The organism is Alteromonas sp. ABE4_545 (assembly GCF_056161325.1).
Genome location: NZ_JBSWYY010000040.1, coordinates 1 through 26,775 on the forward strand (window position 1 = coordinate 1; position 26,775 = coordinate 26,775).

The following is a 26,775-nucleotide window of genomic DNA, read 5'->3' on the forward strand; positions in this document are numbered from 1 at the left end:
CAAGGCGTCAATAAAAGCCCTATGGGAAGGATGGTTCAAACTACAAACCATCCTTGAAGGTTACGATTTGGCCCGTTCTCTTGAGGCTGACTTGTGATCAAGAGACAGGCTTTGAACAGCGGCTTTTTTATTGGTAGATAACGCACCCTATGGTATATTCCGCGCTTCTACAGGCGGCGATCTTAACTTCAACTAGTCCCCTTTTTGCTACATCGCCTCATAACAGCAATTTGTTTAAAAATAATTCATAATACCCCTACCTTCTACCGCAAATTTCTGTTATAGTTTCGCGCCCTTTTTGTCGGGGTATGACCTAAAAATAATCAATTTGATTGTTTTTACAAGCTTTAGTGACTCAATGAGAGTCGTAATTAACAGCGGAGCACTAACATGATCCAAATGCAAACTAACCTGGATGTTGCCGATAACAGCGGCGCTCGCAGGGTTCAGTGTATTAAGGTTCTTGGTGGCTCGCATCGCCGTTATGCACATATCGGTGACATCATCAAAGTTACTGTTAAGGAAGCAATTCCTCGCGGTAAAGTTAAAAAAGGTGACGTACTGAATGCAGTGGTGGTGCGTACTAGAAAAGGCGTTCGTCGCGCAGATGGCTCAGTCATCCGTTTCGACAATAACGCAGCTGTGTTGTTGAACAACAACAAGCAACCAATTGGTACGCGTATCTTTGGCCCGGTAACCCGTGAGTTGAGAAGTGATAACTTCATGAAAATCATCTCATTGGCCCCAGAGGTACTATAAGGAGTCACAATAATGGCTAATAAAATTCGTCGTGATGATGAAGTAGTCGTATTGGCGGGCAAAGACAAAGGCAAACAAGGCAAAGTCCTTAAAGTCCTAACGTCTGAAGGCCGTGTGATCGTTGAAGGTGTAAACCTTGTCAAGAAACACCAGAAACCTAACCCACACATGGGTGTTGAAGGTGGAATCATTGAGAAGGAAGCATCAGTAGACGTTTCTAATGTTGCGATTGTTAACCCTGCAACGGGTAAAGCAGATCGCGTTGGTTTCCGTTTCGAAGATGAGAAGAAAGTACGTTTCTTCAAGTCTAACGGCGAACTTGTTTAATTAATTGGAGAGTACGATGGCGAAACTGCATGATTTCTATAAAGAAACAGTAGTAGCTGAGCTTGCTAAGCAGTTCGGATACAAAAGCGTCATGCAAGTCCCTCGGATTGAAAAAATCACTCTAAACATGGGTTTGGGTGAAGCAGTTGCTGACAAAAAAGTTCTTGAGCACGCGACAGCTGATATGGCTGCAATCGCTGGTCAAAAACCAATTGTTACAGTTGCACGTAAATCTGTAGCGGGTTTTAAAATCCGTGAAGGTTATCCGATTGGCTGTAAAGTAACCCTGCGCGGCGAGCGTATGTGGGAATTCCTTGAGCGTTTAATCTCAATTGCAATTCCACGTATCCGTGACTTCCGTGGCTTAAATGCTAAGTCTTTTGACGGTCGTGGAAACTACAGCATGGGTGTGCGTGAACAAATCATCTTCCCTGAAATCGATTTCGATAAGGTAGATAAAGTTCGCGGTATGGATATCACTATCACTACCAGCGCAAACACTGATGATGAAGCTCGTGCATTGTTGAATGCATTTAACTTCCCATTCAGAAAATAAGGTGTAGGGTTATGGCAAAAGAATCAATGAAGGCTCGTGAAGCTAAGCGTACTAAGCTAGTAGCTAAATACGCTGAAAAGCGCGCCGCTCTAAAAGCGATTATCAGCGATGTTAACGCCTCTGAAGAAGAGCGTTGGGATGCTGTTCTTAAGCTACAATCATTGCCACGTGACAGTTCAAAATCTCGTCAGCAAAATCGCTGCCGCGTAACTGGCCGTCCACATGGTTTCCTACGTAAGTTCGGTCTTAGCCGTATCAAGTTGCGTGAAGCAGCGATGCGCGGTGAAGTCCCTGGCTTGAAAAAAGCCAGCTGGTAAGGAGTAGCTGATAATGAGCATGCAAGATCCTATCGCGGATATGTTTACCCGCATCCGTAACGGCCAGATGGCACAGAAAGTTTCTGTGACTATGCCTTCTTCAAAGCTTCGCGTTGCAATCGCTGAAGTATTGAAAGCTGAAGGTTATATCACTGACGTAACTGTATCTGGTGACGTTAAGCCTACTCTTGAAGTTACTCTTAAGTACTTCGAAGGTAAGCAAGTTATTGACACTATCGAACGTGTGAGCCGCCCTGGTCTGCGCATCTATAAAAAGAAAGATGAGCTTCCAAAGGTTATGGGTGGTTTGGGTGTTGCTATCGTGTCAACTTCTAAAGGTGTGATGACTGACCGTGCTGCGCGTAAAGCAGGCATGGGCGGTGAGATCATCGGTTATGTAGCGTAATCGGAGGAGTTGAAATGTCACGAGTAGCAAAAGCCCCTGTTGACGTTGTATCTGGTGTAGAAGTTTCTATCTCAGGTCAAGAAGTCACGATTAAAGGTAGTAAAGGTACACTAACTCGCGTTTTTAACGACGCAGTAGAAGTAGTACAAGAAGAAAACCAAGTTAAAGCACTTCCTCGTGAAGGTTTCGCTGACGCTTGGGCACAAGCTGGTACAGCTCGCGCACTTCTTAACGCTATGGTTATCGGTGTATCTCAAGGTTTTGAGAAAAAGCTTCAGTTGCTAGGTGTTGGTTACCGTGCTCAAGCACAAGGTAGCAAACTTAACCTAACGCTAGGTTTCTCTCATCCTGTAGTGTATGAAATGCCTGCAGGTATCACAGTTGAAACTCCGACCCAAACTGAAATCCTCGTCAAAGGCGCGGATAAGCAGGTAGTTGGTCAAGTTGCGGCGAACATTCGCGCGTACCGTCCACCAGAGCCTTATAAAGGTAAAGGTGTTCGTTATGCTGACGAAAATGTACGTCGTAAAGAAGCTAAGAAAAAGTAGGTGGGTGATCCGATGGATAAGAAAACAGCTCGCTTGCGTCGCGCAACTCGCGCACGCGCTAAGATTCGTGAACTGGCCGCGCATCGCCTGGTTATAAACCGTACACCTCGCCATATTTACGCTCAGCTAATCGCTCCTTGCGGTTCTGAAGTGTTGGCGGCAGCTTCTACCGTTGAAAAAGCATTGGCAACAGAGCTTAAGTCAACTGGTAACACTGAAGCGGCAGCAGCAGTAGGTAAAGCTATTGCTGAACGTGCAATCGAGAAAGGCATTAAAGTTGTTGCTTTCGATCGCAGCGGTTTCAAATACCACGGTCGCGTTAAAGCATTAGCTGATGCAGCTCGCGAAGCTGGTCTTCAGTTCTAGGAGTGAAGAATAATGGCTAAACAAGAAGTTCAAACAGGTGATATGCTTGAAAAATTGATTGCCGTTAACCGCGTATCTAAAGTGGTTAAAGGTGGTCGTATTTTCAGCTTCACCGCACTGACAGTAGTTGGTGACGGCAATGGCCGTGTTGGTTTTGGTTACGGTAAAGCACGTGAAGTGCCTGCTGCTATCCAAAAAGCGATGGAAAAAGCTCGTCGCAACATGGTAAATGTTGACCTTAACGGTCACACATTGCAGCACCCTATTAAAGGTCGTCACTCTGGCTCTAAAGTTTACATGCAGCCTGCATCTGAAGGTACTGGTATTATTGCCGGTGGTGCGATGCGTGCAGTACTTGAAGTAGCTGGTGTGCAGAACGTACTTTCAAAATGTTACGGCTCTACAAACCCAATTAACGTTGTTCGTGCAACAGTTAACGCGCTGACTGAGATGAATTCTCCAGCGGGTATTGCTGCAAAACGTGGATTGTCTGTAGAAGAAATTTTGGGGTAATTCGACATGGCAACGATTAAAGTAAAGCAAATTAAAAGTGCGATTGGCCGTTTGCCAAAGCACAAAGCAACGCTTAAAGGCCTAGGTCTTCGTAAAATCAACCATGTTCGTGAGTTGGAAGACACCCCTGCAGTTCGTGGCATGATCAACCGTGTATCGTACATGGTTGAGATTGTGGAGGAGTAAGACATGCGTTTAAACACGATTGCTCCTGCACCAGGAGCTAAAAACAGCGGTAAGCGTCTTGGCCGTGGTATCGGTTCAGGTCTTGGTAAAACTGGTGGCCGTGGTCACAAAGGTCAGAAAAGCCGTTCAGGCGGTTCTGTTAAGCCAGGATTTGAAGGTGGTCAGATGCCTATCCAGCGTCGTCTACCTAAATTCGGTTTTACATCTCGTAAGAGCTTTGTTACTGACCAAGTAACGTTGACTGAAATCGCTAAGGTAGAGGGTGATACTGTAACTCTTGATACTTTGAAAGCAGCAGGTCTTGTTAAGAAAGAAATGTTGTTCGTTAAAGTAGTTAAGAGCGGTGAAGTATCACGCGCTGTAACAGTTAGCGGGTTGAAGGTTACAAAAGGCGCTAAAGAAGCTATTGAAGCTGCCGGCGGTAAAGTAGAGGAATAAGCTAAATGGCTAAACCAGGATTGGATTCAGGCGCTAAAAATGGTCTGAGTGAGCTTAAAGCAAGATTGTGGTTCGTACTTGGTGCGATCGTAGTATTCCGGCTGGGCTCTTATGTCCCTATTCCTGGTATTGATGCTGCGGTGCTTGCCGAATTGTTCGAGCAGCAGAAAGGTACCATCGTTGAAATGTTCAACATGTTCTCCGGTGGTGCGCTTGAGCGTGCATCAGTTCTGGCTTTAGGGATTATGCCATACATCACTGCATCGATTATCATGCAGTTGCTCTCGGTGGTTCATCCACCCATGATGGAGCTGAAAAAGGAAGGTGAAGCTGGCCGTCGTAAGATCACGCAATATACGCGTTATCTGACGTTGGTACTCGCGACATTCCAATCTATTGGTATCGCAACAGGCTTGCCTAACTTGATCACAGGTTTGGTGGTTAATCCTGGCTTAGGATTCTATTTTACGGCGGTAGTGAGCCTAGTCACGGGAACTATGTTCTTGATGTGGTTGGGTGAGCAAATTACCGAAAGAGGTATCGGTAACGGTATCTCTATCTTGATTTTTGCTGGTATTGTTGCCGGTCTGCCTACAGCGATGGGTCAGACAGCGGAACAAGCGAGACAAGGCGACATTAGCTTGTTGTTCTTGTTGTTGGTTGGTGTCATTGTACTTGGCCTAACTTATTTAGTTGTATTTGTAGAGCGCGCTCAGCGTCGTATTGTGGTAAACTACGCAAAACGTCAGCAAGGTCGTAAAGTTTTTGCGGCACAGAGCTCTCATTTACCGCTTAAAGTTAACATGGCTGGTGTCATCCCTCCCATTTTCGCTTCTAGCATTATTTTGTTCCCAGGCACAATTGCTGGCTGGTTTGGACAAAATGAATCAACAGCATGGTTGCAGGACATCTCAATGATGTTATCTCCTGGTCAACCTGCTTACGTGATGTTGTATGCAGCAGCTATTATTTTCTTCTGCTTCTTCTATACTGCGTTGGTTTTCAACCCACGTGATACAGCAGATAACCTGAAGAAGTCTGGTGCGTTCATTCCTGGTATCCGTCCAGGTGAACAAACATCGCGTTATATCGATAAGGTAATGACTCGCTTAACTTTGGCTGGCGCACTGTACATAACCTTTATTTGTTTAGTGCCTGAGTTTATGTTGATTGCCTGGAACGTTCCGTTCTATTTCGGTGGTACTTCACTACTGATTATTGTGGTAGTTATCATGGACTTTATGGCGCAGGTGCAGACCCATTTGATGTCTAGTCAATATGAGTCTGTTCTGAAGAAAGCGAATCTTAAAGGCTACGGCCGCTAAGATAAGCCTACTACGGAGTGATGTAATGAAAGTTCGTGCATCAGTAAAGAAGATTTGCCGTAACTGTAAAATCATCAAGCGCAACGGTGTTGTGCGAGTGATTTGCAGCTCTGACCCTAAGCATAAGCAAAGGCAAGGCTAATCTACTCAGCGGTGAATAAATTGTAAAATCTGTAAGCCGGTCCTGACAACAGGTCCGGCTTTCAGTGCAACGACTTAATCACCTTTATTTGCAATTTAGTCGACGAGTAAGTATCCTATCGGGCTTTTTAGGTCGTCGATAATAATTAGAGGAGTGCTGTTAATGGCCCGTATCGCTGGCATTAACATTCCTGAGCACAAGCATGCTGTAATCGCTATCCAAGCGATCTACGGTATCGGTCCTACACGTGCGAAAAGCATCTGTGCAGGCGCTGGTGTTGCAGAAGATACAAAAATCAAAGAGCTTGATGAAGCTACTATTGAGAAGCTTCGTGAACAAGTGGCGTTATTCACTGTTGAAGGTGACCTACGTCGTGAAGTTTCAATGAGCATCAAACGTTTGATGGACCTGGGTTGCTTCCGTGGTATCCGCCACCGTCGTAACTTGCCTCTACGTGGTCAGCGCACTAAAACTAATGCGCGTACCCGTAAAGGTCCTCGTAAGCCAATTAAGAAGTAAGCGAGGAGATTAGTTATGGCTAAAGCACCATCTCGTAGCACGCGTAAGCGCGCAAAACGTCAGGTTGCAGACGGTATGGCTCATATCCATGCGTCTTTCAACAACACAATTGTGACTATCACAGACCGTCAAGGCAACGCACTTGCTTGGGCAACTTCTGGTGGTTCTGGTTTCCGTGGTTCACGTAAATCTACCCCATTTGCTGCACAGGTTGCTGCTGAGCGTGCAGGTGTTGCTGCACAAGAATACGGTCTTAAGAACCTTGAAGTGTTCGTTAAAGGTCCAGGTCCAGGCCGTGAGTCTGCGATCCGTGCGCTTAACGCCACTGGTTACAAGATCACAAACATTACCGATGTGACGCCTATCCCTCACAACGGTTGTCGTCCACCGAAAAAACGTCGCGTTTAATCGACGGACAGTTGGAGAAAGATCATGGCAAGATATTTGGGTCCTAAACTCAAACTTAGCCGCCGCGAAGGTACAGATTTGTTCCTTAAAAGTGGCGTTCGCGCAATCGATTCTAAATGTAAAATCGATACAGCTCCTGGTCAGCATGGTGCCCGTCGTGGCCGTTTGTCTGACTACGGTGTTCAGTTGCGTGAAAAGCAAAAAGTACGTCGTATGTATGGCGTATTGGAAAAACAATTCCGCAACTACTATAAAGAAGCTGCACGTCTAAAAGGCAACACTGGTGAAAACTTGTTGCAACTTCTAGAGCAGCGTCTTGATAACGTAGTATACCGTATGGGATTTGCTAGCACTCGTGCAGAAGCACGTCAGCTAGTTAGCCACAAAGCTATTATGGTTAATGGCCAAGTGGTAAACATTCCATCATTTAACGTTACTGCCGAAGACGTGGTTTCTGTTCGTGAAAAAGCTAAAAAGCAAGCGCGTATCGCGGCTGCTTTGGAATTGGCTGAACAACGCGAGAAGCCAACCTGGATTGAAGTAGACAGCAACAAAATGGAAGGTACGTTCAAGCGCGTTCCGGAAAGAACTGACTTGTCTGCCGAAATTAACGAACAGTTGATCGTCGAACTTTACTCTAAGTAAAGCTAACTAAAGAGGAAGCATTGTGGGTTCTGTGACTGAATTCCTAAAACCGAGATTAGTAGAGATCGAAAACGTTTCTCCTACTCGTGCCAAAGTAACTTTGGAACCTCTAGAGCGTGGTTTTGGCCACACTTTAGGTAACGCCTTACGCCGTATTTTACTGTCGTCTATGCCAGGCTGTGCAGTGACTGAGGTAGAAATTGATGGCGTATTGCACGAGTACAGCACCAAAGAAGGTGTTCAGGAAGATGTCATTGAAATCTTGCTAAATCTAAAAGGTTTAGCGGTTCGCTTAGAAGGTAAAACTGAAGCGACCCTGACACTAGTGAAATCTGGCGCTGGCCCTGTTGTTGCTGGTGATATTCAACACGATGGTGATGTTGAAATCGTAAATCCTGATCACGTAATTTGTACTTTGACTGGCGAAGCTGAAATCAGCATGCGCGTTAAGGTAGAAATGGGCCGTGGTTATGTTCCTGCGTCAGCACGTCGTTCCTCTGAAGAAGATGATCGTCCAATTGGTCGTTTATTAGTAGACGCTTCGTACAGCCCTGTAGAACGCATTGCATACTCTGTTGAGTCTGCACGTGTAGAACAACGTACAGATCTGGACAAACTGATTATTGACATGGAAACGAATGGTACTTTAGATCCTGAAGAAGCCATCCGTCGTAGTGCAACCATCTTAGCTGAACAGCTTGATGCGTTTGTTGAATTACGTGACATGTCTGAACCAGAGCAGAAAGAAGAGAAGCCTGAATTCGATCCTATTCTGTTACGTCCGGTTGATGACCTTGAACTAACGGTACGTTCTGCAAACTGTTTGAAAGCAGAAGCTATCCAGTATATTGGTGACCTGGTTCAGCGTACTGAGGTTGAGTTGTTGAAGACTCCTAACCTTGGTAAGAAATCGCTAACTGAAATCAAAGACGTGTTAGCCTCTCGCGGTCTTTCTCTGGGCATGCGCCTGGAAAATTGGCCACCAGAGAGCATCGCTGAGAAAGATTAATCAGGTTTATAACAAACTGATTTGTAGAGAAGGATAAAACTATGCGCCATCGTAAGAGTGGTCGTCAGTTGAATCGCAACAGCAGCCATCGTCAAGCTATGTTCAAAAACATGGCAAGTTCTTTGGTTAAGCACGAAGTGATCAAAACGACGTTACCAAAAGCGAAAGAATTACGTCGCGTAATCGAGCCTCTAATCACTATGGCTAAGCAAGACAGCGTTGCAAATCGTCGTCTAGCTATGGCTCGCACTGGTGATAAAGAAGTAGTAGGTAAATTGTTCAACGAGCTTGGTCCACGTTACGAAGCTCGTCCAGGCGGTTACACTCGTATTCTTAAATGCGGTTTCCGTGCAGGTGACAACGCACCTATGGCTTTCGTAGAGCTTGTAGATCGTCCAGTAGTTGAAGCTGCAGAAGAAGCAGTTGAAGCAACTGAAGAATAAGACCTAGCTGCTATTAGCAGTTTAGCGTTGAAGAAAAACCCGGCTTAGGCCGGGTTTTTTGTTTTCAGCCCTAATTCATAGTTCTGCTCTAATTAAATTGGACATTTTAATAATGGAATATACTCCAATTATTGAAGTGTTAAATGACAAGACGAACAAACAGAAGCTATAAGGCTGTGTTTAAGCAAGAAGTTGTAGCAATGGTAACCGAGTAAGGTTATGGCGTTTCTAAGGCGGCAGCGTCTTTGGGTATAACAGACAAGCTACTTTATAACTGGAAGGCTAAGTATAAAGGTGAGCTGTCAGGAGAGAGTTTAACAGAGGGTGAACGCGCTGAATCGGTGAAGCTTCGTAAGCAAAATAAATAGCTGAGGATGGAAAAAGCGTTCTTAAAAAAGCCAGCGCTCTTATGCTAAAGGAAGCTGAGAAAAAGGCTTTGCGAGGAAGGCTTTGAGGTGATTGAGTATAGGAATAAACAGGTCACAGTATAGCTAGGCCAAGCTTTGACACAACGCGTTAATTACAATGTCACTGCCTTACTCAATTACTGTGGTGCTGTAGCCTACCACTTACGCCTTCCACCTAAAGTGATAAACTCTCAAAATATACCAGTAAACGTTATCGCCGCTTACTGAGCTACAACGGTATCCACGCTAATATGGGGGATTTAGGCACCTGCTGGGATAATGCCTTTGTAGAAAGGTTCTTCGACAGTTTAACACATGATTGGCAGCTGAAAGTACCACAACTAACGCGTGAGCACATGATGATGGATATAACCGCATATATGCGTTATTACAACTTAGAACGACTTCCTATGCTAATGATGATCTGTCGCCAGCCGAATATGAGAAAAATTCTCTAAGAAAAGTGTTTTGATTTAGATGCTCAGAACATTTCTTGATAAATAAAAAAATTCGTACATTTTGACTAAAAGTGTAAGTTATTAGGTGATAAGATTGAAGTCATTAAGTCTTATAATACCTGCGATACCTACTCTATCAGTTGGTTAACTGGAGATCGCGAGTTAGTTTTAAGATCACAACAATAAACAAGCACAAAAACAGGAAGCGAATGTGTTTTATTTCTACTATCCAGCTGAATTAGAGAGTTCACTAGGTCCTGCGACAGTTTCTATAAAAAGAAGTGACGAGAAAATTGCGAATGTTGAACTCTTACAAGAACTCACAATTGAACACTGTGAGGCTAATAGCTATATATTCTATCCAACTTTAAGTTCGTTATTGTCTTATTGTCTTTTTAACTTAAGTCTGCGTTCTAAGGTTATTTCTTATTACGAAACTCTCTCAAACGAAATATCTGATTTAAAGAAAAGAAATAAAGCCACTTTGATATGCCTTGGTATATCATTAGTTACAGAAGAAGAATTCAAACCCGCAATAAATCGTGTTTCATATAAAGTTTCTTTTTCTAGTAAAAGTAACTGTTTGGAAAGGATGTTATCTGAGTACTTTATTAGTAAAAATAAGTCATTGAAGAAAAGGGTTGGAACTCTCTCTGCAATCTCTCAATTTGTAGAGGAAATTCAGATATCAGAAAACGACATCCAATCTGAGCTTGAATTTATAAACGATTCTCTCTTAATTAATTCAAATTACGGAGGGTCTTCCGATATTGAATCATCAATCGCCCTTCTCCACGAGAAGTCTAAATGTTTAGAACAACTAACTCATAATTATAAAGAGTTAGAAAACCAGTATTCTGTCGTTGATCAAGAATTGAAAGAGCAGGTTACGTATCAGGTAGACCTTCAAAAAGATCACAAGCGAGCAATTCATCAAATACAAGTGCTTCAAGAATCGCTAGTAGAGAAGTATCAAGAGTTTGCTTTGAAGGAATCGCAGATTGAAAGTAAATATTCAAAAAAAATTGCTGCGCTTAACGAAGAAAACGATCAATTACTGAACACATTAAAAAAGCTTGAGAGTGAAAAGGCATCTATCCAACAAGCATTTGATAATTCAAAAATAGCAAATCAAAAGTTACAAAAGCTCTATGATACAAAGGTCCTAGAGTTGGAAAGTTCGATAACATTGAATAGTGAACTTGAATGTGAGAAAACATATGCTCAAAAAGCTTTAGACAGTTCGATAAGTGAAATTCAAAAGTTACAGGAACTTTATGAGGCTAAGTCAATAGAAGTAGCAAAACTAACAACGTTGAACCGTGAAATTGAAAGTGAAAAAGCTTCTATTCAGAAAGCACTAGACAGTTCAATAGATGAAACACAAAAATTACAGAAATATTGCAATGATAAGTCATCAGAGATAGCGAAGTTAACAACACTAAACGGTGAATTAGAAAAAGAAAATAATGTGTTGGCAACAAAAATATTAGATGTAAACGAAGAACAAATGAATCTGTCTCTTTTGTATGGTTCACTAACCGAACAAACAGAAAAGGATAAAAAGCAAGCCATTGCAAAACAAAAAGTTCTTGAGCGTGAGCTAACGAGGTTAAAAACAAGAAATGCCGAATTGACTCATAAATATAGTTCATTACGTTATAATGTTTTTTGTACAAATAGAGAGCTTGAGTTGATTCAATCCTCGCCATTTTGGAAAGGCAGTAGGCTACTAAAAAATCTAAAATCTAAACTCAGTAAAAGCAAAATATCTGAGTCTGTGAAGGCAGACATAGCTCTCATAGCAACCAGTGAATACTTCGATTTTGATTGGTACCTAGAAACTTATAATGACGTGCAGGAAGCCAATGTAGACCCTGCTCAACATTATCTGATTGCGGGGGCAGAAGAAGGTCGTCTACCTGGTCCTAATTTCGACGGCAATTGGTATTTAGAGCGTTATCCTGATGTTGCAGAGGCTGAGGTCAATCCCTTATTACACTATATTAAGTGCGGAAAGAGAGAAGGCCGTGTTCCATCTCCCAAAATGCTTGCTGATAAAAGAAAAAGTTAAAGGTTAGTGGTATGTCAGTGAATAAGTTATTGTGGCTTGGATGTGGAGATTGCGAGGGTTTAAAGTATTTAAACGCTCATTTTGAAAATGTGTTACTCATAGATGCAAGAAGTCTGGAAGAATTGTCAATTCCAGAAAATTTACAAGGTTCTTATCAGCAAATAGTCGTATCAATCGACGAATGTCTATCTATATTCAAAGAAACTAACATTCCTGAATTATCATCACTTAATAGTGATAAGTATTTTTTGTCAGATTTCCCAGGCTTAGAAGTTGAAAAAAGGCGGGAAACTTATACTAAAAGTGTGCTAGATATTGTGCAGGCTTTTTTTACAGATGCCGATACGAAAACACTTATTATAGATATACCTGATTCTCAAATAGACCTCTTAAATCTCCTATCAAGTGAAGACGCCTTAAGAGATATTGATGAAATTATAGTTTGGAAAGTTCCTCAATATACAGAGCAAGGTGAGTCAAAAGAACTTGTTGAGCAGTATTTGATATCCAATGGTTTCGTACCTTTTTCAAGAGGAGAAAGTTTTAACGGATACGACTGGATTCACTTCATACCAAATCCAATATTCACCGAATATACACATTTGATGAAAAGGTCAGAAGAGCTTGATAGGAAGCTAAAAGAGGAAAGTAAGAAAAATGAAGAACTTCAAGAGATGTACGAATCGTTGAAGCGAACTGGAATTAGGCTCGAGTCTCAAATAGAGCTTATTCAAAAGCTCGTGTCATTTGACTCTAAGTAAAATAGATTTAGGCAGTTTACTAACATGGAAAAAAATACATTACGTGAAGCTAATATTCTTTTTAATAAGAATGACTTCGATGGAGCGTTGGCACTTTACAAACAAGCTCAGCAAGTTTTTTCGAACCTTTATGAAAGCCTGGAATTGGTAATTGAATATACGGAACGCCTCAAAACGAAAAGCTCATCTACTACAGCATTGAATCGTACAATAAAAAAAGACCGCTTTGGAAATACGGTTAGAGAAAAATTTGTAATAGATAAAAATGATCCTCGTTTAACGTTAGTAAAGCCAGAATCTTTGGAAAGTTATTATTTTGAACAAATATTAGAATCAAAACTTTTTGACGCCGAATATTACCTTTCACAATATTATGACGTCTTGAATGGCGCTGATAATCTACTTGAGAACTTTCTTACAGAGGGTATTGAACAGAAACGTAATCCTTCAAAACAATTCGATACTGAGTTCTATTTAAAACATAACCCAGATGTTGCACAAGCTGGTGTTAATCCATTTTTGCATTATGTCGGAAATGGAAGGTTCGAAGGAAGAGAAGCATTTCCAAAGCCATATGACTCGCCTTATGAAGTTGCACCTGTCGAGTATATAGAGCGTTTACCTTCAGACGACGCCTGTGTAGCTAAAGCGGTAAGAACGATATGCTTCTATTTGCCACAATTTCATGCAATTCCAGAAAATGACGAATGGTGGGGAGAGGGTTTTACAGAATGGACTAACGTTCAGCCAGCAAAACCACAATTCGAAGGCCATTATCAACCGCATGTTCCTGATGACTTTCTTGGCTACTATAACCTACTGAATAAAGAAACTCAGCGAAAGCAAATTGAGCTTGCGAAGCAGTACGGTATTGAGGGTTTTTGCTATTATCTCTATTGGTTCTCCGGTCAAAGACTTTTAGAGCAACCTTTAGACAACATGCTAGCAGATAAGTCGCTAGACCTACCGTTTTGTGTGTGTTGGGCAAATGAGAATTGGAGTCGGCGTTGGGATGGTTTAGATAATGATCTTCTTATGGTACAAGATTATTCTCCAGAAGATGACATTGCGTTCATAAAAAATACGTCAAAATACCTCAAAGATGAGCGGTACATTAGAATAAACGGTAAGCCTCTTCTAATGATTTATCGTCCCAATCTTTTCCCCGATATGAAAGCCACGGCAAAACGCTGGAGAAATTGGTGTCGTGAGAATGGCGTTGGCGAAATTTATCTAGCTTATCCTCAGTCTTTTGAGTCAGTACCACCAGAAGAATATGATTTCGATGGTGCCGTTGAGTTTCCACCAAATAAAAGTAATCCACCAAATATCACAGAGTTTCAAAGTCCTGTAGTCGAAGATTTTCAGTCCACAGTGTATGACTGGAGAGTGTTCATGGAGCGTAGTGAACAGTATCAAGATCCGGGATATACATTGTTCAGAGGTATTACGCCATCTTGGGATAATACCGCTCGAAAAAAGAATAAGGGAACAGTTTTTCAGAACAGCTGCCCTCTATTGTTCGAACAGAATGCAGTAAGAGCATTTGCTGAAGTTAAGCGAACAGCAAAAAGTAAAGATGAAGAGATTGTATTTGTAAATGCTTGGAATGAATGGGCTGAAGGGGCGCACCTAGAGCCAGACCAGAAATATGGCTATGCGTGGTTACAAGCGCTAAAAAATGCTCATGAAGCGATATTAAAAAAGAAGAGTAGTATTCTCTTAGTTAGCCATGATGCACATCCTCATGGCGCTCAAGTCTTATGTTTAAACATGGCAAGGGAGCTGTCTGAGAACTTTAATTTCAGAGTGGAGATTCTCGTTTTAGGTGAAGGTAGTTTAATCCCTAAATTTAGAAAATACGGGAATGTAACCCAAGTTCACTTGCATATTGACTCACAAGAAAAAGTTGAAGCTATTTTAGAAGAGCTTAAAAACAGCGGCGTCGACAAAGCTATTGTTAACACAGCGGTATCTGGAGCTATTTCTCCATTCTTAAATAAAGCTGGTTTTGCTCAAATAAACCTTATACATGAACTTCCTAAAGTTCTATCTCAGTACAATTTGCATGAGCAAGTATCTGATATTATTAAGTATTCTGATGAGGTGATTTTTCCTGCTCATCAAGTGAAAGATGGTTTTGAATTGTTTTCAGGACAAAACTTAGATGATTGGAGTATAACGCCACAAGGTCTTTTTCAAACAAGTATACTCCGTAAAGGAGAAACAAAACTAAACTGCAAACAGAAACTTATTGAGCAATATAATCTTCCTGCCGACGCACAAATAATGGTTAACGTTGCTTATGCGGACTATCGAAAAGGGTTTGATTTATTTGTGCAGGCGGCATGCGAACTGTTTAAAAAGCACGAGAGCTTATTCGCTATTTGGGTCGGGCATCAAGATGGTGCGCTTGTTTCACAGAGTCTTGAGATTGCAGAAAAGCTTGGATTTACAGAGCGCTTTATATTGACAAATGGTTACGTTGATAACCCTCAGATCTACTACGCAGGTGCAGATATTTTTGCATTGACTTCAAGAGAAGACCCTTTCCCTTCTGTTGTTTTGGAATCTCTAGATGCAGAAACCCCTATTGTTGCGTTTAAAGATTGTGGTGGATTCGAAAATTTATTAAGCAGAGGGTGTGGTTTACTTGCTCAGAAAGAAGACGTTAGGTCTTTCGCGGATTGTGTTACAGCTCTGTTGACTGATGAGACGAAAGCAAGAACCTTAGCCGTTACTGGTAGTTCCATTGTAGATAAAGAGTTCAGATTCCATCATTATATTTTTAATTTGTTAGAAAAGTTAGATATATATGTACCTAAGGTCTCAGTAGTTGTCCCGAATTATAATTATGCTGGCTATATTGAGCAAAGATTAGAAAGTATTTTTAAACAAAATTACCCGATCTATGAAGTTATCATTCTTGACGACAATTCACCTGACAACAGCGTAGAAGTAATTCAAAAATATCTTCATAAACAAGATTTTCCAGCGAAATTAATTGTTAATGAATCAAATTCTGGTTCGGTTTTTAAACAATGGGAAAAAGGGGTCGAACTTGCCACTGGGGATTTGATTTGGATGGCCGAAGCAGACGATTTAGCAGCCCCTAATTTCCTAGATAAGCTAGCTTCTCTCTTTATTGAAGATAAAGGTTTAGTACTTGCTTTTAGCCAGTCTAAACAAATTGATCAAGATGGAAATTTACTGAGCAACGACTATTTAGAATACACAGCAGACTTGGGCGAGTTTTGGGAAGAAGATTTTGTTGTTAGCGGACAAGATGAAATTAAAAGAGGACTTTGTGTTAAAAATACTATTCCGAATGTAAGTGGTACTCTTATTAACCGGATAGCATTTAAGGAGTCCATTGGAAAGTTAAAGAATACGCTTTCTGAATATAAAGTTGCAGGTGACTGGCTTATATATGTTGACTTGTTGCAAAGGGGGAACCTGGGGTTTGTTTCAGATTCACTAAATCTGCACAGGCGTCACGTCTCTAGCGTTACAAAAGTTAATGACCACATGGAAGAAATTGAGAGAGTTCAAAAATACAGTAGTAAACTTGTTGAGATTCCCAAAGAAATGATGGGAAAAATCAGTAGATACAATAAAAGACTTAAAGCGCACTTTTCAGGTGAAAGCGAGAAGCAGAAATGAAAAGAGTACTATTACTAGGAGGGAACGGTTACATAGGAGGCTCACTTGCATCAAATTTGATGGCGTGTGGCTACAATGTAACAGTAGTTAGCCGGAGTAAGGTTAGTAACGTTGAATGCCATCAATATATTCAACTAGACGTCGCTGAAAAAGACGCTTATACATCACTAAACTTGAATGAAATAGATACCGTAATAGATTTAGTTAGCTATGTACCACCAAACACACAAAACGCGTCATTGTCTACTATTAAGCGCTCGTTAGAATCTTATGAAAATTTACTAAGGCATTTAAGTTCTAAGCGCTATTTATTCTTCTCTAGTGGCGGAACAGTATACGGGAGTAGTTTGACGCCATTAAGTGAAAATGCCCCTCTTAACCCTGTATCCCCTTATGGAATTCAAAAGTGTATTCAAGAAGAGCTTATTCAAAAGTTAATGCCTAAAGGCGTTATAATGAGGGTTACAAACCCTTATGGAGGTAATCAACGGGTTAAACACGGGGTCGGTTTTGTTGGACATCTTCTTAACTGTTATGTAAGGGATAAGTTTCTTACACTTACAGTACCGGAATCTACTACGAGAGATTACATTCATATACATGATTTAATTGCTATAACTAAAGCCCTAATTGAGCATAATATCAATGGAGTTGAGGTCTTTAATATATCTTCAGGCGTGGGCACATCTTTAAAGCAATTGATAGAAAGTCTATATAGAAACTTTAGCTCGAACGTAACTATTGATCTTTCTAAATTCAACGAAAAATCCCATATAGATAAAAATGTATTAATTAATGAAAAATTAAAACTAGCACTTAATATCGAAATAAATTGCTCCGTAACAGAATATGTAAAAAGTAAGTCTAAAGAATTTGATGGATTAAAATCATAATTTAGATGATGTTAAAATATACTTGTCGAAGCCAATCTCATTAATTTAAATTTAAAAATAAGTCGGAGTGAAATTATGGCTAATGCGGTTTTTCATATTGGGTTCGGGAAAACCGGAACTTCATCTATTCAAGCATCGTTATGCCAGAATATAGATCTGTTTTCCAAAAAGAGAACGTATAAGTACTTAGTAATATCTGAGGATGGAGAAATTCTCAGCGATGAAGAAGTTCAAAGTCGGTCAGAGAAAAATGGTTTAGGTTATTGCTCTTCCACCCCCAATTTTGCTGACCTCAAGAATTTAAGAGAAATAGGGGAGCAAGTCGAGGAGTATAACCGAAAGGGAATCATACCAGTTTTTAGCCAAGAAGATTGGGCGAGAAGGGCTGGAGACTTCACTAAAAATAACGTTTTTACGGAAATGGGGATAACAGTTGATGTTGTTGCGTATGTTAGACCTCAGGTGGAGTGGATGAACTCTGGTTGGTGGCAATGGTTTGCTTGGAATGGTCAATTTAAATCAGTACATGATGTCACAAATGCTTGGGGTATGCATTTTATTTCATGGGCATCTCAGCTTAACAATTGGGAGAAGATTCCAAATGTAGCAAAGGTAGATGTCAGGCTACATAGTAAAGATGTTGTTGCCGATTTTTTTAAAAAATATTTGGAAGTAGCGAGTTACAAATCAAATAAACAAAGAAGTAATGTTAGTCTCCCACCTATACTTATAAAACTACTCCTCAACTTCTCGAAAGTAAGATCGGAGCATAGTGCGCATGTCGATGAAAAGTTGTCTAAAATCTATCCGGGGGCTTTTCCAAACCCTTGGGTTATAACAAAGACATACGCAGAGAATTTGATCAACGCTCTTGAGATAGATAATAAAAATCTTCTTCGCTTCATGCCCTCCGAACTGCAAGCAGAGATGCTAGAAGACGACAGATGGTGGTCAGCAAAAGCCTATTCAAGTAAATACGATAATGTAACGACAGACTTTAAATTAAACGAAGAAGAAAAAGACCTATTACTAAAAAATATGTTGGATTATATTATTTCTAATTAATGTCTTAGCATGGTTTTATAGTGGTTTTTAAAGAATCTTATGTCGTCATTTTTCTAATTGCGAAAGTTTAAAAGATGAAAAGTGAAAAATGTTAGAAGAATTTGAAAAAGAATTAATGGGACTAGTTGAATTCGATGCGTTCCCTAAATCGAAACTTCTATTGGATTTCTCCGAAAATTTGAAATCGTGTTTGCTCGACAGTGAACGAACTCTGAATACTTCAAATATTAAAAAAGCAATATTGGCTTTGCTCTTACTCGAGTATGAAGAATATTCAGCTCTCCTTTTTTCAAACAATGCTCCAAAGTTAAAATTGTCAATCAAAGAAAAAATTGAAGAGTTCAACGCTATATTAAAGCAAAAAGATTTCCCCAAAGATTTAGAATTAGATAAATATGATGTCAAAGATTCCGGGTGTTTACTGTCGAGTTCCCAAAAAGATCATAGCTACTCAGATGGAAGCGAAATTGAAAAGACGTTGTTTGAAATTGTATCTTTAGCGAAAGACACCTCAATATATTCAAGCGAACTTCAAAAAGAATGTACTTCCTGGGTTAATACTTACCACTTTTCTCCAGACAGGCATCATCTATTAAAACCTCTTGAAGGGCTTATAAAAGACAAAAATGTATTAGAGCTGGGTTGTGGCTGCGGTGCTATAAGTCGCTATCTAGGCGAAGTTGCAAGCAGCTTAGTCGCTGTCGAGGGAAGTATTGATAGAGGAAAAGTTGCAGCAGAGCGATGCAGAGACTTACCTAACGTAAATGTTGTTATCGACTTAATTCAGGACCTCGAATTTGAAGCGCAATTTGATGTTGTTACTTTGATTGGGGTTTTAGAATATTCACAAATTTACGTTGATAGCGACGACCCGATAGGTCATGTTATTCAGAAAGCTAAGCAATATCTTAAACCTAATGGTATCTTGATTGTAGCGATTGAGAACCAATTAGGGTTGAAGTACTTTGCTGGCGCGCCGGAAGATCATGGTGTTGGAATAATGGCGGGTATTAATGACATTTATTCTGATGAAGATCCGATAACATTTGGTAAAAAGGAGCTAGAAAATAAATTTATAGGTGAAGGTTTTGAAAAAGTGGATACGTATTTGGCGTTTCCAGATTATAAATTACCTTCTTTGATTGTTCATCCGAACTACACTCTATCACCCGATAAATTCAATTTGTCGGATATCGTAGCAGGAACAGCGATACACGATGGGCAACCGATAACCAAGCCGACTTTTTCTCTAGAATCTAATCTAAGGTTGATAGAAAGAAATGGGCTTTTATCTGATTTAGCGAATTCACATTTATTTGTATGCCATAAAGAGCAACCTATATTCGATTATAAGCCTCAAGTTATAGCGTCTTACTTTTCTCCAAAAAGAAACAAGAGTACAAGGCAACATATCGAGTTTATTGATAATAATGGCACGACCAGAGTTAAAAGAACCCAGTTTGATGAAACTGGCTCGCCAATCGTATCTGAAGAGCCATTAGTTGAAGGGAATGTTTATCGGTTCTCATTGCACAAAATAATTCAAAAAGAGCGTTGGGACGCTGAGGAGCTCATTCCTTGGTTTGAATTCTGGTTAAACGAACTTAGAAAGTTTCAATATGACAGTGGCATAGACAACAATCAATCTGACAAACTGCCCGGAAAATACCTAGATGCATTACCCCGAAATATGATTGTTAATGCAAGCAATGATGTTGAGTTTATTGACTTAGAATGGAATTATCAAAGTAATGTACCTTTTGATTTAGTCGCATTTAGGGGGGTCGTAGTAACTTTAGGTGGCATTAGCTCTGTCGCCCAACCCAAAGATGAATCTTTTGTTTCTAGGATAAACCTAGTTAAATACTTATTACGTGAACTTTCTATTTCTGTAGATATCAGTTTGTTTCAACGTATGTTTAAGGAAATCAATTCCTATTTTTCTGCTACTTTTAATACAGGTAGCCTTAACGAGAAAGCATCGTTAGAAGAGTTTATTAATCTGCCTCACTTTACGGTAAGAAGTTATAAAGAAAATCAACAGGCAAGGCTCTCAGAATTGTGTTTATATTGGGCATTAGAGCCCAATGCATTCTCTGAAGAAAATACGATAAAACAGACTTACCAAGCTTCTGCTACTGAGCAACTATTTAATATTGACATACCCCGAAACCCAATTATCTCTCTGAGGCTGGACATCGCCAATAAAGAGGGTATGTTTCTTTTAAATGAGTGTAAAATACAAGCAAACGATGGAAGGGTAGTTTGGGATTTAAATATTGAAAAACCAAACTATTCAGGCGTTGGGGAAATGGAGTTTTTAAGTGCCCAGGCGGGGAAACAGATAATGATTAAGAGTACTGGGAAAGACCCGAAGTTTACTTTAGATTTGTCTAACGTTAAGGAGGATGTTTTCAGTACTGGTGCAGTTTTATCATTGCGAATGAGCAGCTTTTTCTAGCGTGACATGGAGCCAAGGAAATTGCTAAGACATGCGATTGTTTGTCATTTATATTATCAGAACCACATTGAGAAAGCCCTCGACTATCTTGAAGAGAGTGAAGTTTTAGCTGACATATATGTAACTTGTAGCCAAACACTTTCGAAGTATGTGATAAGAGCCGCCAACAGAAAAGGTTTATCTGTTCAAGTAAGAGCTTTTGAAAACAAAGGAATGGATATAGTGCCATTCCTTAAACTACTTCCTGAGCTAGAGGCATCATACGATATCGTAACAAAATTTCATGTAAAACAAGAAATAGATGATATTGATATTGCATGGAATAAATATGCTAGTGAGGCGTTAGTTTCTAAAAGTGTATTGAAACATGTTGAACATGTATTTGAAAAAAGGAAAGAAGTGGTGTTTGCCGGCATGGCACCTTTTTATTTGTCATGCAAAAAATTAATGCTCGGTAATGAAGAGAATTTTAGCCACTTACTAAAAAATGTACCGAATTTAGACCAAGAGTGGCATGCATATGGCTTTTTCGCTGGAACTAACTTTAGCCTCAGGCCCAAGGTTCTAAAGCAGTTGTCCGGTTGGGTCATTAAAAATGATCATATGTTTGTTCAAAATTATTCCCAAGATGGATCTTGGGCAAATGCTTTAGAAAGAATATTTCTATTAGCGTGTGGCGGACTCGATAAGGTCGCTTTGATTTTTTCTCATGAGAACAATGTGTTTTCTCAAATATGTAGACCCACTGAATTCGTGTCTCAGGCTTCTACACGAGAGATTGGTAACGCTCTTAAATTTATCACAGATGACAGTAGGGATCTGTCAGCTCTTCTTGAACACAGCTCGCGAGATTTTGCCCATCAGGACTTTGTAGGTACGCCATACTATATACCCTATTATCTTTTTTTAGAGCAGTTTCTGACTGGTTCCAAACAGATAGCTTCATTTCGTATCCTGAAGCATCAGAGAGCTACAATTAATTGGCAGGTACTAAAAGAAAAATCACGAAAGAAAAAAAAAGTGTCTATTGTTATTCCTGTTTATAACCAAGCGGAGTTGACCGAAGCCTGTGTTCGTTCGATATTTACACATTTAGATGAGCAAATCCTAGAAGTTATCGCGGTAGATAATGGTTCCGACAACCAGACTAAAACAGTATTGAAAAAACTTGCTAGACTTTTTGAAGGTTTTTCGGTTATTTCACTCAAAAAGAATATGAATTTTTCTTTTGGATGTAATATCGGCTTTAACAAAAGTGAAGGTGATTATATCGTCTTCCTCAATAATGACATCGAAGTGTCAAAAGGTTGGCTTTCCCCATTAATATCCCCAGTGCAATCTGGAAAATATTTCGCATCACAACCCTTACTTCTATATCCAGATAACACAATACAAAGTGTTGGTATCACTTTTAATCATAGTAGCTGTATAGGGTATGGCATATATAATGGTATGCCAAAAAGCTTTGTAGGGAGGAGCATTAGAAATACCGATTTTTCAGCCGTCACAGCAGCATGCATTTGTGTAAAGGCAAGAGATTTTGCCGAAGTTGAAGGTTTTTCCCCTGTCTACATTAATGGCCAAGAAGACATAGATCTCTGTTTAAAGCTTAAGAGATATACTTCTTTAATGGCTAAAGTCGTTACATCAAGTGTTGTCTTACATCATGAGTCAAAATCTGAAGGGCGGTTTGATAATGTTAAACCTAATAGGCATGTTTTTGTAAAAAGATGGTCATCTTATTTAAGTTCGGATGACAAAAAACACTATGAAAGTGATGGAGTTTTCATTACAGCTGTAAAAATGGATACTAACAATATCCCTTTTTGGATAAAGTCATCTTTGATTGAAGTTAAAGAAAAAATTAATGCTGAGACCAATTCTTTAGTACGAAAGTTTTATCAAAATCAATCGAGCGTTAGTGAAGCGTTGAAATCTTTAATGCTTTTCACACATGAGAACCCTTCCTTGGCGCCTTCTTTCCAATACACATTCGAACACTTAAGAGAGGAGTTGCACAAAGAACAGCATGTCACGCGTACGATTATAATAGCCAAAGATGCATTTAGTGAAAATCATCTCTTAGCTGATAATCTCTACGACCTTTATCGAAACCAAAAAAGCAGCGTTGGGATTGCGGTCATTTCCTACAGGGAGCGGATAACGTTAAGTTCATACCAAAATATACCCCGCGAACAGAGACAAACTAATTGTTTGTATTTAAATACAGGTGAAACGCAGCTAAGCTCTTTTATTCAGTATGCACTTAATAACAGAGCTGATAATGTTCACCTTGTTGATTTATCGCAAGAGTCTTTACTTCTTGCTGCGGTTTATAAGTCTCTATTCAATAGCAAGGTTTATTCTGAACGACTAGCATCATTAGGGCTTTTACCTTCTTTGTGTGAATGTCAAAGCGCCGAACATCCTGCCATAACATTCGCAGAATTAGTAATAACTAAAGACTTTGAAAGTCAATACCTACAAGCTAAATTCGGTTCACGCTCAAATTTGATAAGCACTTATTCAATGATTTTTCTTTATGAAGAAAACGATTTTATTGAATTAGCTTGGTTCATTAATTATTTACGACGTTTTTTTCGAGCAGAGCTCAGTATTCATTTGTTAGTTTTTGGGAAAATGAAACAAACTCATGAATTGCTTTGTATTGATGAGCATACGAACATAGTATTTTTGGATAGACAAAATGAGGCTATAACTATTGAAAGTAGAAAGGCCATCTTATTTGAGCCACGTAAAAAACGTAAGTCTGCAGAAAAGATCGCGATGATAAAGTCAGTAAACGAATGTATTTACTTATTGTCAGTTGATTATAGCTTGCGCAATTATAATGCTTTTTCTCAATCAGCTAAAACCTTTAATAGCTGGTTGAAGGAGAATTGTCTTAAACATGAGACCGATATTTTTAAAGAAAAGACAGTCCCGCAACTTAGAGATTGTAATCGAGAAGACTATAAGTCATTAGAAAGCACGTATAGCTTAGCGTTGCTTCAAGGGGACATAACAAAATTTCTAGAAGGCAGCTGATATATAGGCTCAATTGTAAGCGTCTTGTACAGTGTGTTATTCTTGAACACGACTTCTTGTAATCCTAACTTCGTATTAACTGAGCTCTTATTTACCGAAAAGAAACAATGACTGAAGAATATCAACAGCAGCTAGAAAGCGTACGTAACGCCCTGATTAATAATGATTATAAGAACGCGAACTCACAAATCAAAGAGTTGTCGAAACAGTTCCCTGAGCAAGCCTCCATTTTTAGATTTCTAATGGAATACACCCAAGTAAAGTTAGAGGGAGGTAACTTTTTAGATTTAGATAATGTTGGGAAACCAGTAGAGAAATTTCACTATCAGCCTAATGGGAAAAGTATCAAGAGAAAAGGCCTAACTTTTTCTAAAGGTGTCTCCAAGCTCCCTATAAGTGTACTTGTTATTAGTTGGGATATTGGGCATAACCCGTTAGGTAGGGCCTATATGCTTGCTGAAGCAGTTCAGAGAGTTGTAGGTAATGTTGTACTTGCGGGTTATCAATTTGAGCGATATGGAAAAGATATATGGGAGCCGGTTAGAGAGTCGAAGATTCCAGTAATTTCATTGAAAGGTACACTTCTACCAGAGTTACAGGAAGAAGCAGAAAAAATCGTAGAACGCTATAACCCAGATATTGTGATTGCGTGTAAGCCGCGATTACCATCTGTTAATTTAGGAATGCTTTTCAAAGCTCGTAAAGGTATTCCACTTGTAATTGATATCGACGATCATGAATTATCTTTCACCAAAGGTAAGTCAAATATCCCTTTAGCTGAATTAACCGAATTCCCTGAAAAATTCAGTAATATTGTGGAGCCTTACGAAAGTGAATGGACTCAACTAAGCCATAATTTGGTCGATTTTGCGGACGATATCATTGTTTCAAATGTAGCGCTGGAAAACGAATTTGGAGGTCATCAAATTCCACATGTTAGGGACGAAAATACTTTTGACCCCTCTCGTTTTGATAGCGCTGTTGTGCGACGCCGATATGGAGTTCCCGAAAAGGCCAAAGTAGTTATGTTTTTCGGAACTCCTCGAGTTCACAAAGGCATAGGTAAAGTTGCACAGGCTGTTGCTCAAATTAATGATGATAACTTTCTTTTCGTAGTTGTTGGTACTTCCCCTGACAAAAGAGTAACTAGTGAACTCGATAAATTAAGTAACGGTAGGCTTATTAACATCCCAAACCAGCCGTTTTCGTCTATCCCAGAGATACTTTCAATGGCTGATTTGGTGTGTTTGCCTCAAGATGTTACGCATGAAACATCAAAATACCAATTACCTGCTAAAGCTATGGATGCAATTGCGATGTGCAAGCCTTTGCTTGTTTCCAATACCGTTCCATTAAAACAACTCGTTGATGCTGGCGTTGCAGAGTTAATCGATGAAGATGGTTTGGCTTCCCAAATTCATTCAGTTGCAAATCGTAGGCCTAATGTCGATATACTTAACATGCGGAAAGAGAAATTCCTTTCTAATTATAGTTACAGCTCGGCTGAGCCAATCTTGCGGGACATATTTAAGTCAGTTTTAGGTAAGAAGGGCACTATAGACATTAGTGAACAGGAGATGTTCTGGGAAAGTACGCGAAGAACGTTTGTTCCGAAAGTCAGTCCTACGAGGGCTAGCGGTATAGATATAGTCCTATTTTGGAAACAGAATGATTCAGGGTTGTATGGGCGTCGCCACGATATGGTTGCCAAATTGCTATCTGAGCGTGATGACGTTAGAAAGGTTCTAGTCATCGATGCACCTATTTCAACCTTTGATTTGAATAAGAAAGTCAGAGAGCAAGCGGTTATAACCCAAGAGCGCGCTGTTTACATAAAAACGTATGAAAAGAAGCTTGGGCAACATGATAAGGAAAAGCTCTCATACGATGTCTTCATTCACCAGCCAGGTATTTATTATTCTGATACTCCAATGCCTGGACGAGTTTCACTATTGGGAGACTATAGTGAATTTTTGACTAAAGTCTTCGATAGAGAAGGCGTTTCCGCAAAAGAATCTGTGTTTTGGTTTTATCCTAAAAACTATTTGGCAGAAGATTTAATTGATATCTTCGAGCCAAAGTCAGTAGTTGTAGATGTTGTGGATGACCATAGAACTTGGCCAAATGTAAGCGAGAGCGAGATTGCTAGGCTTACTAAGCACTACGAAAGCTTATTAAGTAAAGCAGATTTAGCTTTTGCTAATTGTAAGTCAGTATATGATTCGATGTCACAATATACTCCCTTTTTGAATTTAGTACCCAATGGGTGTGACCGCGACCCTACTTCAATCAATTATCAAGCTAAATTTATTGATCATATTCAAACTCATCAAGGACCGGTAATTGGTTTTGTCGGTAACTTGGAGTCAAAAATTGATGATAAACTGATTGAAAAGCTTGCGGTTGAAATGCCAGAAGCGTTGGTAGTTCTTGTGGGCTCAACACATGCGAATCCAGATATTAAACGCCTTAGGAATATTTCGAACGTTATTATGCCTGGGGTAGTCGAAAATCGCTTTGTGAATACTGTTATTAAAGAGTTCGACGTGTGTATTGTTCCGCACAAAAAAAACGCACTTACAAAAAGCATGAACCCTCTTAAAGTCTTTGTTTATTTGAGTAACAAAAGGCCTGTAGTAACATCTGATATTGATAACTTGCCTAATTGCGATGCAGTACTAGTTTCAAAAACTGCGGAAGAATTTGTCATAAATGTAAGGCATGTTTTAGCTAATCGATTTAATGACACGATATATCAGAGATTTATCGACCAAAACTGCTGGGAGAGTAGATTTAAATTGCTAGATCAGTTTTTAGTAAGAGTCGGCAAAGCTTAATTTTTACTAGCCCAGACCTGATCTGACACTTACCCAGTTTTTTTGGTGTCAGTGTCAGATTAGGTTTGAGCTAAATTCTTCTCAGCTGTGAACACCAAGCGATTTTGTCGTACTTTAATTACCACGCGATTCTGTCGTAGTCGCTAATTACCAAGGGAAATTGACGGTTATCTTTAACCGTGTTCTTTGAATGTTTTGTTT

At 39.8% G+C, this 26,775-nt stretch carries 25 protein-coding genes and 2 pseudogenes; all 27 read left to right on the forward strand.

Annotated elements, in window-relative coordinates:
- Window positions 1–390: 390 nt before the first annotated feature.
- The 27 genes and pseudogenes from rplN to ACXAH6_RS19290 all read left to right on the forward strand — a co-directional run bounded on the left by rplN (window position 391) and on the right by ACXAH6_RS19290 (window position 26,574).
- On the forward strand, window positions 391–759 hold the full coding sequence (gene rplN, locus ACXAH6_RS19160; RefSeq protein ID WP_474879465.1) for a 50S ribosomal protein L14: 369 nt from the start codon (window positions 391–393) through the stop codon (window positions 757–759).
- Between the two features lie 12 nt (window positions 760–771).
- The gene (rplX, locus tag ACXAH6_RS19165; protein ID WP_474879467.1) at window positions 772–1,086 is read left to right on the forward strand and encodes a 50S ribosomal protein L24; all 315 of its coding nucleotides are present in this window, start codon (window positions 772–774) and stop codon (window positions 1,084–1,086) included.
- 16 nt (window positions 1,087–1,102) lie between these two features.
- On the forward strand, window positions 1,103–1,642 hold the full coding sequence (gene rplE, locus ACXAH6_RS19170) for a 50S ribosomal protein L5 (protein ID WP_474879468.1): 540 nt from the start codon (window positions 1,103–1,105) through the stop codon (window positions 1,640–1,642).
- An 11-nt stretch (window positions 1,643–1,653) separates the two neighbouring features.
- Window positions 1,654–1,959: a 30S ribosomal protein S14 gene (rpsN, locus tag ACXAH6_RS19175; protein ID WP_474879470.1), complete on the forward strand. Its 306-nt coding sequence runs from the start codon at window positions 1,654–1,656 to the stop codon at window positions 1,957–1,959.
- 13 nt (window positions 1,960–1,972) lie between these two features.
- Window positions 1,973–2,365, forward strand: coding sequence for a 30S ribosomal protein S8 (gene rpsH / locus ACXAH6_RS19180; protein ID WP_474879471.1), 393 nt, complete (start codon window positions 1,973–1,975; stop codon window positions 2,363–2,365).
- A 14-nt stretch (window positions 2,366–2,379) separates the two neighbouring features.
- Window positions 2,380–2,913 (forward strand): 50S ribosomal protein L6, encoded by a 534-nt coding sequence (gene rplF / locus ACXAH6_RS19185; protein WP_474879473.1) that lies wholly within the window; start codon window positions 2,380–2,382, stop codon window positions 2,911–2,913.
- A 12-nt stretch (window positions 2,914–2,925) separates the two neighbouring features.
- Entirely contained in the window at window positions 2,926–3,279 is a 354-nt protein-coding gene (rplR, locus tag ACXAH6_RS19190) for a 50S ribosomal protein L18 (protein WP_474879475.1), read from the forward strand.
- Window positions 3,280–3,291: 12 nt separating this feature from the next.
- Entirely contained in the window at window positions 3,292–3,792 is a 501-nt protein-coding gene (rpsE, locus tag ACXAH6_RS19195; protein WP_105934292.1) for a 30S ribosomal protein S5, read from the forward strand.
- Window positions 3,793–3,798: 6 nt separating this feature from the next.
- Window positions 3,799–3,978: a 50S ribosomal protein L30 gene (rpmD, locus tag ACXAH6_RS19200; protein WP_474879477.1), complete on the forward strand. Its 180-nt coding sequence runs from the start codon at window positions 3,799–3,801 to the stop codon at window positions 3,976–3,978.
- A 3-nt stretch (window positions 3,979–3,981) separates the two neighbouring features.
- Window positions 3,982–4,416, forward strand: a complete 435-nt coding sequence (rplO, locus tag ACXAH6_RS19205; RefSeq protein ID WP_474879479.1) for a 50S ribosomal protein L15 — start codon at window positions 3,982–3,984, stop codon at window positions 4,414–4,416.
- A 5-nt stretch (window positions 4,417–4,421) separates the two neighbouring features.
- Entirely contained in the window at window positions 4,422–5,741 is a 1,320-nt protein-coding gene (gene secY, locus ACXAH6_RS19210) for a preprotein translocase subunit SecY (RefSeq protein WP_474879480.1), read from the forward strand.
- 25 nt (window positions 5,742–5,766) lie between these two features.
- On the forward strand, window positions 5,767–5,883 hold the full coding sequence (rpmJ, locus tag ACXAH6_RS19215) for a 50S ribosomal protein L36 (RefSeq protein ID WP_073325329.1): 117 nt from the start codon (window positions 5,767–5,769) through the stop codon (window positions 5,881–5,883).
- A 162-nt stretch (window positions 5,884–6,045) separates the two neighbouring features.
- Window positions 6,046–6,402 carry a 30S ribosomal protein S13 gene (gene rpsM, locus ACXAH6_RS19220; protein WP_474879482.1) on the forward strand — a complete coding sequence of 119 codons (357 nt, stop codon included), beginning with the start codon at window positions 6,046–6,048 and terminating at the stop codon, window positions 6,400–6,402.
- Between the two features lie 15 nt (window positions 6,403–6,417).
- Complete coding sequence (gene rpsK / locus ACXAH6_RS19225) at window positions 6,418–6,810, forward strand: 30S ribosomal protein S11 (protein ID WP_474879483.1); 393 nt, start codon at window positions 6,418–6,420, stop codon at window positions 6,808–6,810.
- A gap of 24 nt (window positions 6,811–6,834) precedes the next feature.
- Window positions 6,835–7,455 carry a 30S ribosomal protein S4 gene (gene rpsD, locus ACXAH6_RS19230; protein WP_474879485.1) on the forward strand — a complete coding sequence of 207 codons (621 nt, stop codon included), beginning with the start codon at window positions 6,835–6,837 and terminating at the stop codon, window positions 7,453–7,455.
- 19 nt (window positions 7,456–7,474) lie between these two features.
- The gene (locus ACXAH6_RS19235; RefSeq protein WP_474879502.1) at window positions 7,475–8,464 is read left to right on the forward strand and encodes a DNA-directed RNA polymerase subunit alpha; all 990 of its coding nucleotides are present in this window, start codon (window positions 7,475–7,477) and stop codon (window positions 8,462–8,464) included.
- A gap of 41 nt (window positions 8,465–8,505) precedes the next feature.
- Window positions 8,506–8,907 (forward strand): 50S ribosomal protein L17, encoded by a 402-nt coding sequence (gene rplQ / locus ACXAH6_RS19240; protein WP_474879487.1) that lies wholly within the window; start codon window positions 8,506–8,508, stop codon window positions 8,905–8,907.
- Window positions 8,908–9,134: 227 nt separating this feature from the next.
- Window positions 9,135–9,275, forward strand: a pseudogene (locus ACXAH6_RS19245) (transposase); the annotation flags it as partial.
- Between the two features lie 218 nt (window positions 9,276–9,493).
- Window positions 9,494–9,786 (forward strand): annotated as a pseudogene (locus ACXAH6_RS19250) (integrase core domain-containing protein); the annotation flags it as partial.
- Between the two features lie 197 nt (window positions 9,787–9,983).
- Window positions 9,984–11,846, forward strand: a complete 1,863-nt coding sequence (locus ACXAH6_RS19255; protein ID WP_474879488.1) for a hypothetical protein — start codon at window positions 9,984–9,986, stop codon at window positions 11,844–11,846.
- Window positions 11,847–11,857: 11 nt separating this feature from the next.
- Window positions 11,858–12,607, forward strand: a complete 750-nt coding sequence (locus ACXAH6_RS19260; RefSeq protein ID WP_474879490.1) for a hypothetical protein — start codon at window positions 11,858–11,860, stop codon at window positions 12,605–12,607.
- Between the two features lie 24 nt (window positions 12,608–12,631).
- A complete protein-coding gene (locus tag ACXAH6_RS19265) occupies window positions 12,632–16,270 on the forward strand; it encodes a glycoside hydrolase family 99-like domain-containing protein (protein WP_474879492.1) in 3,639 nt (1,212 codons plus the stop codon).
- Complete coding sequence (locus tag ACXAH6_RS19270; RefSeq protein ID WP_474879493.1) at window positions 16,267–17,163, forward strand: NAD-dependent epimerase/dehydratase family protein; 897 nt, start codon at window positions 16,267–16,269, stop codon at window positions 17,161–17,163. Before ACXAH6_RS19265 ends, ACXAH6_RS19270 begins: the two co-directional genes overlap by 4 nt.
- Before the next feature lie 75 nt (window positions 17,164–17,238).
- Window positions 17,239–18,228, forward strand: a complete 990-nt coding sequence (locus tag ACXAH6_RS19275) for a hypothetical protein (protein ID WP_474879495.1) — start codon at window positions 17,239–17,241, stop codon at window positions 18,226–18,228.
- An 88-nt stretch (window positions 18,229–18,316) separates the two neighbouring features.
- Window positions 18,317–20,689, forward strand: coding sequence for a class I SAM-dependent methyltransferase (locus tag ACXAH6_RS19280; protein WP_474879497.1), 2,373 nt, complete (start codon window positions 18,317–18,319; stop codon window positions 20,687–20,689).
- A 21-nt stretch (window positions 20,690–20,710) separates the two neighbouring features.
- Complete coding sequence (locus tag ACXAH6_RS19285; protein WP_474879499.1) at window positions 20,711–23,737, forward strand: glycosyltransferase; 3,027 nt, start codon at window positions 20,711–20,713, stop codon at window positions 23,735–23,737.
- Between the two features lie 107 nt (window positions 23,738–23,844).
- Window positions 23,845–26,574, forward strand: coding sequence for a glycosyltransferase family 4 protein (locus tag ACXAH6_RS19290; protein WP_474879501.1), 2,730 nt, complete (start codon window positions 23,845–23,847; stop codon window positions 26,572–26,574).
- The last annotated feature ends 201 nt before the right edge of the window (window positions 26,575–26,775 follow it).